This window comes from Streptomyces aculeolatus, from assembly GCF_020400605.1.
GTDB classification, from domain to species: Bacteria; Actinomycetota; Actinomycetes; order Streptomycetales; family Streptomycetaceae; genus Streptomyces; species Streptomyces aculeolatus.
The window spans coordinates 184,273-196,233 of sequence record NZ_JAINRD010000001.1 but is presented as its reverse complement, the minus strand read 5'-3'; the positions used below and the strand labels follow the sequence as shown (position 1 = coordinate 196,233).

Sequence of the window (11,961 nt, the reverse complement as noted above, 5' to 3'; positions counted from 1 at the left end):
ATGCTGTACCACCCCACCGTCGCCCGGCTCACCCAACGGGCCATCCTCGGCCGCCGCCGGGCGCTCATCCTGCTCCTGCTGCCGGTCCTGCTCATCGTCATCGCCATCGTCGTACGCGTCCTCGTGGGCGCCGACGACGAGGTCACCGCCGACCTCCTCGGCGGCTTCGCGCTGGCGACCATGGTGCCGCTCATCGGCGTCATCGCCGGCACGGGCGCCATCGGCCCGGAGATCGACGACAGTTCGATCGTCTACCTGCTCGCGAAGCCCGTACCGCGGCCGACGATCATCCTCACCAAGCTGACCGTCGCGGTCGGCGTGACCGCCGCGTTCTCCGCGCTGCCCACGCTGGTCGCCGGGTTCATCCTCGGCGGCAACGGCAGCCGCCTGGCCGTCGCGTACGCCCTGGCCGCCGCGGTCGCCTCCGTCGCGTACGCCGCCTTCTTCCTGATGCTCGGCACGATCTCGCGGCACGCGGTGGTCTTCGGACTCGTCTACGCGCTGGTGTGGGAGGCCCTGCTCGGCAGCCTCGTCGACGGCGTGAAGACGCTCAGCATCCAGCAGTGGGCGCTGGCGGTGGGCGAGAAGATCGGCCAGGGCGGGCACGTCGTCTCGGACGTGGCGCTGCCGGTGGCGACGGTGCTGCTGGTCGTGGTCACGGCGGGCGCGACGTGGTTCGCGGCGCAGCGGCTGCGGTCGCTGACGCTGGCGGGCGAGGAGTAGATCCGACGGCGGATCGGTCCCGGTCCGCGGCGTCCTGAACGGTCAGGATCCGGTGCCTCCCCTCGCCTCCACCCGGTCGGTCGGCTGGAGGCGGGCGATCTCGATACGGGCGATCGTCCCGCCCTCGAAGTCGAAGGTGAGGGCGGCGAGCGCGTGACCGCCCGGGGCGACGACCACAGCCGGAGCGCCGTTGACGAGCATCGGGATGCCGGCGTGGATCCGGTCGGTGAAGAAGCGGGTCTCCTCCGCCACGGCACGGTTCCCGACGACCTCGACGGCTCCGCCCTCGGGAAGCAGCGCCGGGTCGGCGGCCCGGACGACGTCGGGTGCCATCAGCGCGACGAGCGTGTCGATCCGCCCTCCCCGGGCGGCCGCGAGGAACGCGTCGACGATCCGCCAGTGACCCGATACCCGCGCGGCCTGCGCGGCCTCGTCCGCGGACGCCGGATCCACGCCTTCGAGGCGTCGCCGCGCACGGCTGGCCAGCTTCTTCGCGTTCGTCGGCGTGGTGTCCAACACGACGGCGACCTCGCCGAACGGTACGCGGAAGAGGTCGTGCAGGACGTAGGCCACCCGCTGGGCGGCGGTGAGTCGGCTCAGGAGCACCAGGAGCGCCCGCGAGACGTCCTCGCGCCGTAGGTACTCCTCGTCGGCGGCGAGCTGACCACCGGGGATCGCGTCCGCGAGGAGGGGCAGCTCCCCGCGTCGTTCCCGCGATCGCAGCTGGTCGAGACAGAGGCGCGCGGTCACGGTGGTGAACCATGCGGCCGGGTTCGCGATCTGCGTACGGTCCGCGGCGTGCGCACGCAGCCAGGCGGTCTGGACGGCGTCGTCGGCGTCCTCGAACGAGCCGAGGATCCGGTGGGCGAGTGAGAGCAGCCGGGGCCGTGCCGCCTCGAATTCGTCGGTCAGGTCCACGTGAGCGGTCACCTTTCGGTCGTGCCGGGCGTCATGACGGGCGACCAACCGGACAACGACAGGCCCCTGCACGGAGGAAACCCTCATGAGCGTACAGACCGCCCCTTTCGGTACCGGCCCTCGGCGGGCGGGCCGCCCGGCGCCGCCGTCGGCGCTTCGCTCCACCGGGCGGTACACGGCATGAGCGGCACCGCTTCGACGGCGTTGGCGGCCGCGACGGTCGCGTGCGTCGCCGCCAACGCCCTCATCGTTGCCGCGGACGTGGCACGGGCCGGATTCGTGCTCGCGAACTCGGCCGAGGTCGGGTTGCGGCCGGCAGCACTGCCCTACCTCGCCGCCCTGAAGGGAGCCGGCGCAGCCGGCCTGGTGGCCGGGCTCGCGGGCGTCACACCCCTCGGCCTGGCCGCGGCGGTGGGGCTGGTGCTGTTCTACCTGTGCGCGGTCGGAGCCCACGTCCGGGCGTCGGTCTTCCACAACATCGCATTCCCGGTGCTCTTCCTGACACTGGCACTGAGCGCGGCCACCTACTTCACCACGGCCACCGTGTGACGCGGAGCCGGACACGTAGTCCCGGTCGCGGTTTCAGCGGGTGGCTTTCCGGGGGTGCGGGTGCTGTGTGCGGGTGGCGTTCCTGGGCTCGCTCACCTGGCGTAGAAGCGTGAGGGCCTCCTCCGAGGCGGAGCCGGCGGCCGCCGTGCAGACGACCAGCACCTGGTCCGGTGAGCGGGCGATCGACAGCGTCTGCTGCGTCACCGTCACCGGGCCCACCACCGGGTGGTGCAGCTCGTACGCGGCCGCGTCGCACGGCGCCACGCGGTGGTCCGCCCACAGGGCGACGAACTCCGGGCTGCGCATCGACAGTTCGCCGATCAGCCCGGCGAGCAGCGGGTCCTCCGGGTGCCTGCCGACGGCGACGCGCAGGTTGCCGACCACCGCGCGGGCCTTGCGCTGCCAGTCCGCGTACAGCTCCCGGCAGTGCGGGTCCAGGAACAGCATCCGGCTCGTGTTCGGCCGTCCCGCCGGGTCGTCGGGGCCGTGGAAGTCCAGGTGCCCGGCGAGCAGGGCGTGGCCGGGGGCGTTCCAGGCCAGTACGTCCGTACGGCGGCCGAGCACCACCGCCGGGGCGCCGTCGACGGCGCGCAGCAGGTCGCGGGTCTCGTCGGCGAGCTTCTCCGGCCGCGGGCGGCGCACCCGGGGCGCGCGGCGGGCGGCGCCGGCGAGCCGTACGAGGTGCTCGTGCTCGTGGTCGTCGAGCCGCAGCGCGCGGGCGATCGCGTCGAGCACCTCGGCGGAGGCCCCGCGGGACAGGCCCTGTTCCAGCCGCGCGTAGTACGAGACGCTGACGCCCGCCAGCTGGGCCAGCTCCTCGCGCCGCAGCCCGGCCACCCGCCTGCGGGGGCCGAGGTCGCGCAGTCCGACGTCCTCGGGACGCAGCCGCGTCCGCCGGGCCTGGAGGAAGGTGCCGAGTGGGCCGGGTCCGCTCATCGCCCCAGTATTCGGCGTACGGCCCGCTCCCAGCCACACCCTGCGCGGGGTAGGAAAACCGGGGAGTGGTGCGTACCCGTCCGCGTGTCCAGGCTCGGTTCTCCTACGGACCACACGACCCGGACCCGAGGACGGACACATGGACACCACACCGGAGCAGCTCGTCCTGGGCGACGTCACCGTCACCCGCATCGAGGAGTTCTACGGCCCCGTCGGGATGACCCCGGCCCAGTTCTTCCCGGACAGCGGCCAGCACGCGTGGGACGAGCACCGCGCCTGGCTGGCACCCGACTTCTGGGACCCGGACACGGACGAGTGCCGTACGGCGCTCCAGTCCTGGCTGCTGCGCAGCGAGGGCCGCACCATCCTCGTCGACACCGGCGTGGGCAACCACAAGGAGCGCCCCTACGCACCGGTGTGGAGCCGCCTGGACACCCGCTACCTCGACCGCCTCGCCGCCGCCGGAGTACGGCCCGAGGACGTCGACCTCGTGGTCAACACCCACCTGCACATCGACCACGTCGGCTGGAACACCCGCCTCGACGGCCGGGACTGGGTGCCGACCTTCCCCAACGCCACGTACCTGATCAACCGGCGGGACTTCGACTTCTGGAACCCGGCCAACGAGCACCCGACCGTACTGGGCCGCGGCAACCAGAACGTCTTCGAGGACAGCGTCGCGCCCGTCCACCGGGCCGGACTCACCCGCCTGTGGGAGGGCACGTACCGGATCGACCGCAACCTGCGCCTCGACGCCGCGCCCGGCCACACCCCCGGCTCGTCCGTCCTGACCCTGGAATCCGCCGGCGGGCAGGCCCTGTTCGTCGGGGACCTGGTGCACACCGCGCTGCAGATCGCCGAGCCCGCGACCAACTCCTGCTTCTGCGAGGACCCGGCCGAATCCCGCGCCACCCGGCACAAGCTGCTCGGCCGCGCCGCCGACCGCAACGCGCTCGTCTTCCCGGCGCACTTCGGCGGCCACGGCGCCGCGGAGGTCGCCCGCAGCGGATCGAAGTTCGTGATCAAGGAATGGGCCCCCTTCTCCCGCATCTCCTGACCCCCGCGCCCCGCGCACCTCGCGCGCCCTGCCCGCACCGCCCGCACAGGGAGGCCCTCCCATGCCCCGGCAGACAGACCCGGTGGTCCGCACCCCCGCCGGCACCGTACGCGGCCAGCGCACCCGGTCCGGCGAGCGCTACCGCGCGCTCCCCTACGCCGCCGCACCCGCCGGCGCCGGCCGCTTCGCCCCGCCCGCCCCGCACCCCGGCTGGTCCGGCGTCCGCGACGGCACGCGCCCCGGGCCCACGGCCCCGCAGCCGGCCCGCGACTTCGGCCGGCTCGACATGACCCCCTACTTCGGGCCGGGCTGGGTGCCCGGCCCGGAGTACCTCACCGCCGACGTCCACACCCCCGCCGCGGACGGCGGCGGTCGCCCCGTCATGGTCTTCGTGCACGGCGGCGGGTTCGCCACCGGTTCGAGCCGCGCCGCGCTCTACGACGGCGGCGCGTTCGCCCGCGACGGCGTCGTCCTCGTCACGGTCAACTACCGCCTCGGCATCCCCGGGTTCCTCGACCTGGCCGGTGCTCCCGCCAACCGCGGCCTGCTCGACGTACTCGCCGCCCTCACCTGGGTACGGGACACAGTCGCCGCATTCGGCGGCGACCCCGGCAACGTCACGCTCTTCGGCCAGTCCGCGGGCGCCACGCTCGTCGGCGCGCTGCTCGCGGCACCGCGGGCCCGCGGGCTGTTCCGCCGGGCCGTCGTGCAAAGCGGCAGCGGTACCGGCGCGTTCACCCCGGAGCAGGCGCAACGGGTCACCTCCGCCGCGGCCGCCGCGCTGGGCGTCGCACCGACCGCCGAGGCGTTCGCACCGATACCGGACGAACACCTCCTGGCGGCCCTGCCCGCACTGGCCGGCCTCGACCTCCGTACGCGCACGGCCCCGGACCCGCTGGCGGGGCTCAGCCCGTTCAGCCCCGTACTCCCCGCCCAGCCCGCGGACAGCCTGGCCGACGGCCCGGCGGCCGGTGTCGACCTGCTCATCGGCACCAACACCGAGGAGGGCAACCTCTACCTCGTACCGCAAGGCGTCCTCGACTCCACCACCGCGGCCGACGTCCACGCCCTCGCCGCCCGGGTCCACCCGGACCCGGACTCCGCCCTCGCCGCGCACCGCACGGCACGCCCGGACGCGACACCGGGCGAACTGCGCTCCGCCGTACTCGGGGACGCCCTGTTCGCCGCCGGTACGGCGCGGCTGGCGCAGGCCCACGCGCGGATCTCGGGCGGCCGCACACACCTCTACTCGTTCGCACACCGCTCCACCGCCCTGGACGGCAGACTCGGCGCCGCCCACACCGTCGAACTCCCCTTCGTCTTCGACACCGCCGACGCCCCCTGGCTCCACGGCGACACCGGCCTCCTCGGCCCCGCCCCCGCCCCACCGGGACTCGCCGCCCGGATCCACGGGGCGTGGATCGCCTTCGCCGCCACCGGCGCCCCGGGCTGGCCCCCGTACGCCCCGCAACACCCGGCGCCGGAAACCCTCGGCGGCCCTCCGGGGTCTCCCCGCCCACGACCCGCCGGATGATGGAGAGGTGCGACTCCCCTATGTCTACCGCGTCACCAAGTACGACCCCGCCGACCGCGACGACCGCGGCCACTACACCGGCTCCGAGGACGTCTTCAGCGACCACGGCGAGGTCGAGGCCGCGTACCTCCGTGCGATCGCGGCGTTCGCCGCCGACACCGGCGTCGACCACCTGGCCGTACGCGAACCGCAGATCCCGTCCTTCGTGCACTTCGGCGTCGAACCCCCGGTGGACGGCTACGGGTTGACCGGACTCTTCCCCGCCGGGCCCACCGGGTTCTTCGACGGGGCGGAGGTCACGCTCGGAACCGGTCTGGAACTCGTACGAGCCATGCTGCGCGACAACGGCGCCTGGTGCCGGCTGGAGGTGGAGGGCACGTTCGCGGTCCACGTGGGATGGGACCAGTACGTCTACGTCGGCAGCAGCCGGCCGTGCGACGAGGCACTCGCCGGAACCCGCGCGCTGGGGCTGTTCCCGGAACGCCTGGACGCCTCCCCGTACGACATGGAGACCGGGGAGGACGTCCAGCGCCCCGGCGACGACGACTTCTGGGCCGCTCTGCACTCGGCCGTCAGGGCCGGCCGCGCCGGGCTCCTGGAAGAGATGCATCTCGAAGGCTCCTCCCGGTGGCACCGCCTCACCTGCGACACCATCGACACGGTCCGCGCGGGCCTCGCTCCCCGTGCCCGTCTGGCCGTGTGGCCGGACCTGTCCTCCGACACCGACACGGTCCTCGGCGCCCTGCCCGCCGACGGCCTCATCGAAGGCGTCTGGCAGGACGAGGACGGCCGGGTCCACAGCGCCGTCGCCGACGAAGACGCCTTCCCGGAGCTGACCGCCCGCATATCCCGTGCCGAAGCCGCGGCGCTCCTGTCCATGTACGCCGACGAGCGGTCTCCCCTGTGCACGGCAGTCATGCCCGACAGCGACGGAGTGGTACGGGCACGCTGGCAGACCGACCCCACACCGAGCGACCGGACCTGGGCCGAACAGGCCGCCAACAGCCCGGACACACCTCCTGAACCCCCGGACCGGTAACGTCCCACCGTCCGGCTGCCGTGCTCCCTGCAGGGTCTCGCCGCCGATGAGTTTTCCGCGCCGCGCCGGTCTGTACGCGTGAGCCCGACTCACGGAAAGCTGGCGCCATGCGGAAACTGATCTACGGCATGAACCTGTCCCTGGACGGCTACATCGCCGCGCCCGGCGACGACATCGGCTGGGGCGTGCCGGACGACGAGCTGTTCCAGTTCTGGTCCGACCAGTTGCAGGCGACGGACCTGACGCTGTACGGGCGCAAGCTGTGGCAGACGATGAGTTCCCACTGGCCGACCGGCGACGAGCAGCCCGACGCCACCCCGGCGCACATCGAGTTCGCGCGCCGCTGGCGGGACATGTCGAAGGTGGTGTTCTCCTCGACGATCGACAAGGTCGACTGGAACGCCCGCCTGGTCACCGGCGACGCGGTCGCCGAGATCACCCGGCTCAAGGCCGAGGACGGCGGCCCGATGGACATCGGCGGCGCGACACTCGCCGGGGCGGCCATGCGCGCCGGGCTGATCGACGAGTACGTACTGGCCACCGCGCCGGTCCTGGTGGGCGGCGGCACGCCGTTCTTCACCGCACTGGACAACTGGGTGAACCTGAACCTGGTGGAGACACGGACGTTCCCCAGCGGCGTGGTCCTGACCAGGTACGAGACGAGGCGCTGAGCACCTTCCCGCTCTCCCACGCTGTAGGATCTCGCCGCTCGTGTCAGAAAGCATCGCGCTGACCTGCCGCTTCCCTGTCAGTTTCACAGCGTGGCGGGCCTGATCAATCTCACGGACATGGCGGATTCCTCAGCACGAGGGGCAGACTGCCCCGGTGACCTCGAACGCGACGCCTCCTGCCCGGCAAGAGCCACTCCCGGCCGACGCTTCCTTGTATCCAGACCTGGCGTCCGCCGGCAGCCTCGCCGGAGCGCTGGAGACCGTGGCCGCTGAACTCGGTCTCTCCCTGGGCAGAGTTCTTGTGGATGGTTCGGACCCGCTCCGGTCGGCAGGCGTCGAGAGCACGACGGCTGACCGTGAAGTGTCCTGGATCAACCTGGGGTCTGTGGAGCGGTGGTTCATCTTCAGCGGTTGGTCCATGGGGGTGCAGTTGGTCTCGGGCGCGACTCAGGACTTGGGCGAGATGGCACGGGCCCTGGAGGCATGGCGAAACGCCATGAGGCTCGAAGAGATCCGCGAGGCGAGCCCATTCGTCAAGGTCACCGAGCTGGCCAAAGCCCATGAAAGGGGTCCGGCCGAGGCAGTCGCAGAGAAGTGGCGCTTGCTCCTTGAAGGCCTGCGCCAAGAGTCGGACCACTTGGAGCTCGCCCATCGGACGCTGGAGGTTGCCGAGCTTGCGCATGCCGAACCACAGTTGCGACAGCTGCTTCCGTTCACCAGTCACTGGTCGCTTCATTTCTCAACCTGCACTGGGTTCCCGTACTCGTGGGACGTGCCGTTCATCGATCCGCTGAGCGACGGACGATATCGAGTCTGCGGCCCCTCACGAGGAAGAGTGATCGGTGAGGCGGCCACCGCTGAGCACGCGATCACTTTGGTGGTGGGCGGGCTGCCGGCGAACTGCGGACCAGCAGTCGCCGGCGCCGTCAACGATCAACAGCTCTCGTAGTTCCTCCTCCACCCGTCCGATCTCATGACGGCCGGGCTGCGATCTGCCGACGGGCGGAGTTCCAGACCTCCTCGAACTCGTCGGAGGTCAGCTGCTCCGGATCGTGGCCCTCCCACTCGGATACGGGCTGTTCGGCTGTGATCCCGAACCTGCTGTCGTACTCGTCGAGGCGGCCTGCGTCGTAGAACCGCTGCCACTCCGCGAGGGAGGCAGCTGCGATCGGGGTCAGTTCCGGTCCTTCGAGTTCGATCTGCCGCATCACCCAGCCTTCGGCGTCGACCTCGAAGTAGAACCAGGTGTCTTCCTCGTCCCAGTAGCAGCGCATCCATGTGGTCACCGGTCAATGATGACGATGCTCGCCGCTGCCGTGCCTGTCTCCTCGGCTTCATCGGCGGCGCGGAGCGCAGAGGTACGGCAGCGACCTGCGAATCTCAGTCCAGCGTCGGATCCGACTTCAATCTGACATCGGTAGTGAGATTCCGACACGAAATGCGAGACCCTACAACACGCGGGTCAGGTCTGGGCCATGTCCACGAAGCGGGAGTAGTGGCCCTGGAAGGCCACCGTGATCGTCGCCGTCGGGCCGTTGCGGTGCTTGGCCACGATCAGGTCCGCTTCGCCGGCGCGTGGCGACTCCTTCTCGTACGCGTCCTCGCGGTGCAGCAGGATGACCATGTCAGCATCCTGTTCGATGCTGTTGTGCACGCTGATCCCGTTGGCGATGAAGTTGTGCGTGCCGAGCACGGTGGCGTCGTAGACCTCCTGCTCGCCCAGGGCCTCGATCGAGACAACCTCGTCCCAGAACACGTCGCTGGTCGCAAGCATCTCCAGATCCGCGCTCTGCAGGATCTCCGCGATGTGCCCGAGCCGGACTCGACCGGGCGACCTCTTGTAGAGCGCGCTTCCACAGTGCTTGGTGCCCAGTGCGGCCTGGAAAGCACGCGTCGTCAGGGAATGCTCACGCATCTGCTCGCGGACCTGCTCCCAGACATCGCGCGGGACGGTATCGACGTTGGGGTTGGCCTGCACGTGGCGTAGGCGCTCCACCGCGGAGACGACATGGCGGGAGCGGTCGCCGTGGACGCCGACGTTCTGCAGGAACCGACGCTGGTCGTCCACCCCGGAGACATCCACGGTCCAGCCGGGACGGCCGATGGTGTTGCCCACCGCCCGCAGTCGGGCGCGGATGTCGAGACGCAGCAGGAGTTGCTGCAGGTCCCGGGCGAGACGTTCGCTCGTTGTCGCGTAGTAGACGCGGACAGCGCCGGAACCCGACACCGTCACCGAACCGTCCGTCGCCCACAAGTGGCGCAGGAAGAGCCGCACCTGCTCGTCGGGCAGGGCGAACAACCCGCGCGGGAGGAATTTCTCGTGCGCACGCTTGCCGTACAGGCCCATGCCGTCCAGCCAGGCGGCGATGGGGTTGCGCCGTCCGCGTGCGAGGCGGAAGGGGGCGGGCAGATAGACGTGCGACCAGGTGCCTTGGGCAGTACGCCTGGGAGTAATGCCGAAGTGTGCCGCCGCCTCTTCCACTGCGGCGAGGTTGGCCTCGTCGTTGCTCGTGTAGTGCACGGGCTGACGCGGTGCGATGCAACCGTCTCCGAGGAGGTGTCCGAGCATGATCACCTCGGCCTCGGGCCAGGCCCTCTGCTGCACAGGCCCGCTGATCTGCCGCGGTGTGGCGATACGTGAGCCGGCGGCGAGTTCGCCGAGGGGGGTCCAGCCGTCGTACGTCAGGAACGGGTGGTTTGCCGTCGCCTCGATCTCCCGGCCCGAAGCGAGCCGCAAGCGGAAGACCTCCTTGACCCCGCTGGAGAAGACGTGCGTCATTGTCCGTGGGACGACCCGGAGTTGCTCGTCCAGCGACCAGACCGGGATGTCCTTCTCGCCGCGAGTGAGTAGCTCACCGATGGTGACCTCGCTGCCGGTGTCGGCTCGCAGAACGCGGGTCGACGCGGTGACGCATCCGGATTCACGCAGGTCGGAAACCATCGGCTTCTTGTCCGTGCGCTGTTCGGGGCCGCGGTTGAGCTGGGACAGCGCGATCACCGGGACCTCCAGCTCCTTGGCGAGCAGCTTGAGGTTCCGGGACATCTCCGAGACCTCCTGCTGCCGGCTCTCCGGGCGGCGCGAGCCGCCCGTCTGCATGAGCTGGAGGTAGTCGATGACGATCATCCGCAGGTCATTGCGCTGCTTCAGACGGCGGCACTTGGCGCGGATCTCCATCATCGACAGGTTCGGCGAGTCGTCGATGTAGAGCGGGGCGCCCGTCACCTCCGGCATCCGGCGGGCGAGGCGGGTCCAGTCGTCGTCGGTCATGCTGCCGGAGCGCATGTGGTGCAGCGCCACGCGGGCCTCCGCGGAGAGCAGCCGCATCGCGATCTCGTTCCGGCCCATCTCCAGGGAGAAGATGACGCTGGGCAGGTTGCTCTTGATCGAGCAGGCACGGGCGAAGTCGAGGGCGAGCGTGGATTTCCCCATGGCGGGGCGGGCGGCTACGACGATCATCTGGCCCGGGTGGAGGCCGTTCGTCAGGGAGTCGAGGTCGGTGAAGCCCGTGGGGACGCCGGACATCTGGCCGCTGCGGGACCCGATGGCCTCGATCTCGTCGAGGGCGCCCTCCATGATCTCGCCGAGGGGGAGGTAGTCCTCCGCGGTGCGCTGTTCTGTGACGGCGTAGATCTCGGCCTGGGCGGAGTTGACGATGTCGTCGACCTCGCCGTCGGCGGCGTATCCCATCTGGGTGATGCGCGTGCCCGCCTCGACCAGGCGGCGCAGGATGGCGCGCTGGTGGACGATCTCGGCGTAGTACTCCGCGTTGGCGGCGGTGGGGACGGACTGGACGAGGGTGTGCAGGTACGACGCGCCGCCCACGCGGGCGAGTTCGCCGCGCTTGGTGAGCTCGGCGGAGACGGTGATGGGGTCGGCGGGCTCGCCGCGGGCGTAGAGGTCGAGGATCGCGGTGAAGACCGTCTCGTGCGCCGGGCGGTAGAAGTCGAGGCCCTTGAGGACCTCGACGACGTCGGCGATGGCGTCCTTGGACAGCAGCATGCCGCCGAGGACGGACTGCTCGGCGTCCAGGTCCTGCGGGGGTACGCGCTCGAAGGCGGCGGGGGCGCCGGGGCCCCAGGGGTCCTCGGGGGCGGGCTGGTCCTGCCGGCCGGGCTGGTCCGGCTCGCGGCGCAGTGGACGGACGTCCCCGGGCATGGTGTCCACGTAGTCCCGGTGCTCGGACACGGCTGCCCCACCTCCTCCCACCCGCCTCTCGGCGGACCTCTCAGGGCGCCCCTCTTTCTTACGGCACGCCGCTGACAATTCGTCCGCGGCGTTCCGGTTACGGCGCGTCGGTCCGCCCCCCGGACCGCGGGGCGGCGGCGCCGGTGTCGGCAGGGGGGAGGGTCCACCGTAGGTCCGCGGCGGGCTCTCGCCAATTGCGCTATCCACAGGGGGTGTGGAAAGCGGCCGCCAACCTGTGGATTACTTGGGGAAAGCTGTGTACGAGCCGGGGGACAGTGCTGTGGACAAGCACACTATCGCTCCGCCATCACCCGTTTGACCTGCTGTTTCTTCGTCCACCCCCGGTGG

Annotated in this window: 11 protein-coding genes; 7 read left to right on the top strand and 4 right to left on the bottom strand. The window is 71.1% G+C overall.

Features of this window, described 5'->3' with window-relative positions; translation table 11 throughout:
* Positions 1-3 precede the first annotated feature (3 nt).
* Entirely contained in the window at positions 4-723 is a 720-nt protein-coding gene (locus LG396_RS00690; protein WP_225793610.1) for an ABC-2 transporter permease, read from the top strand.
* A gap of 42 nt (positions 724-765) precedes the next feature.
* Here the strand turns inward: LG396_RS00690 and LG396_RS00685 are convergent, their stop codons facing one another.
* Positions 766-1,641, bottom strand: a complete 876-nt coding sequence (locus LG396_RS00685; protein WP_225793147.1) for a sigma-70 family RNA polymerase sigma factor — start codon at positions 1,639-1,641, stop codon at positions 766-768.
* Between the two features lie 180 nt (positions 1,642-1,821).
* Between LG396_RS00685 and LG396_RS00680 the strand changes: the two genes are divergently transcribed.
* Positions 1,822-2,190: a DoxX family protein gene (locus LG396_RS00680; protein ID WP_225793146.1), complete on the top strand. Its 369-nt coding sequence runs from the start codon at positions 1,822-1,824 to the stop codon at positions 2,188-2,190.
* Between the two features lie 33 nt (positions 2,191-2,223).
* On the opposite strand, the gene LG396_RS00675 is transcribed toward LG396_RS00680, so the two are convergent.
* Complete coding sequence (locus LG396_RS00675; protein WP_225793145.1) at positions 2,224-3,126, bottom strand: helix-turn-helix domain-containing protein; 903 nt, start codon at positions 3,124-3,126, stop codon at positions 2,224-2,226.
* Between the two features lie 139 nt (positions 3,127-3,265).
* Between LG396_RS00675 and LG396_RS00670 the strand changes: the two genes are divergently transcribed.
* From LG396_RS00670 to LG396_RS00650, 5 genes are all read left to right on the top strand, one after another.
* Positions 3,266-4,183 carry an MBL fold metallo-hydrolase gene (locus tag LG396_RS00670; RefSeq protein WP_225793144.1) on the top strand — a complete coding sequence of 306 codons (918 nt, stop codon included), beginning with the start codon at positions 3,266-3,268 and terminating at the stop codon, positions 4,181-4,183.
* 61 nt (positions 4,184-4,244) lie between these two features.
* Complete coding sequence (locus LG396_RS00665) at positions 4,245-5,717, top strand: carboxylesterase/lipase family protein (RefSeq protein WP_225793143.1); 1,473 nt, start codon at positions 4,245-4,247, stop codon at positions 5,715-5,717.
* 7 nt (positions 5,718-5,724) lie between these two features.
* Complete coding sequence (locus LG396_RS00660; RefSeq protein WP_225793142.1) at positions 5,725-6,756, top strand: RNA-binding protein; 1,032 nt, start codon at positions 5,725-5,727, stop codon at positions 6,754-6,756.
* 107 nt (positions 6,757-6,863) lie between these two features.
* Positions 6,864-7,427, top strand: a complete 564-nt coding sequence (locus LG396_RS00655) for a dihydrofolate reductase family protein (protein WP_225793141.1) — start codon at positions 6,864-6,866, stop codon at positions 7,425-7,427.
* A gap of 154 nt (positions 7,428-7,581) precedes the next feature.
* On the top strand, positions 7,582-8,376 hold the full coding sequence (locus LG396_RS00650; RefSeq protein ID WP_225793140.1) for a DUF6193 family natural product biosynthesis protein: 795 nt from the start codon (positions 7,582-7,584) through the stop codon (positions 8,374-8,376).
* Positions 8,377-8,398: 22 nt separating this feature from the next.
* Here the strand turns inward: LG396_RS00650 and LG396_RS00645 are convergent, their stop codons facing one another.
* Both LG396_RS00645 and LG396_RS00640 read right to left on the bottom strand, forming a co-directional pair.
* Positions 8,399-8,701 (bottom strand): hypothetical protein, encoded by a 303-nt coding sequence (locus LG396_RS00645; RefSeq protein ID WP_225793609.1) that lies wholly within the window; start codon positions 8,699-8,701, stop codon positions 8,399-8,401.
* Positions 8,702-8,889: 188 nt separating this feature from the next.
* Positions 8,890-11,583, bottom strand: a complete 2,694-nt coding sequence (locus LG396_RS00640) for a replicative DNA helicase (protein WP_263978597.1) — start codon at positions 11,581-11,583, stop codon at positions 8,890-8,892.
* Positions 11,584-11,961 lie beyond the last annotated feature (378 nt).

What these genes read in the sequence shown, in the direction of transcription:
- LG396_RS00640 (WP_263978597.1), bottom strand. Translation starts at nt 11,583, where the DNA reads ATGCCCGGGGACGTCCGTCCACTGCGCCGCGAGCCGGACCAGCCCGGC.
- LG396_RS00665 (WP_225793143.1), top strand. Translation starts at nt 4,245, where the DNA reads ATGCCCCGGCAGACAGACCCGGTGGTCCGCACCCCCGCCGGCACCGTA.
- LG396_RS00680 (WP_225793146.1), top strand. Translation starts at nt 1,822, where the DNA reads ATGAGCGGCACCGCTTCGACGGCGTTGGCGGCCGCGACGGTCGCGTGC.
- LG396_RS00670 (WP_225793144.1), top strand. Translation starts at nt 3,266, where the DNA reads ATGGACACCACACCGGAGCAGCTCGTCCTGGGCGACGTCACCGTCACC.
- LG396_RS00655 (WP_225793141.1), top strand. Translation starts at nt 6,864, where the DNA reads ATGCGGAAACTGATCTACGGCATGAACCTGTCCCTGGACGGCTACATC.
- LG396_RS00645 (WP_225793609.1), bottom strand. Translation starts at nt 8,701, where the DNA reads ATGCGCTGCTACTGGGACGAGGAAGACACCTGGTTCTACTTCGAGGTC.
- LG396_RS00675 (WP_225793145.1), bottom strand. Translation starts at nt 3,126, where the DNA reads ATGAGCGGACCCGGCCCACTCGGCACCTTCCTCCAGGCCCGGCGGACG.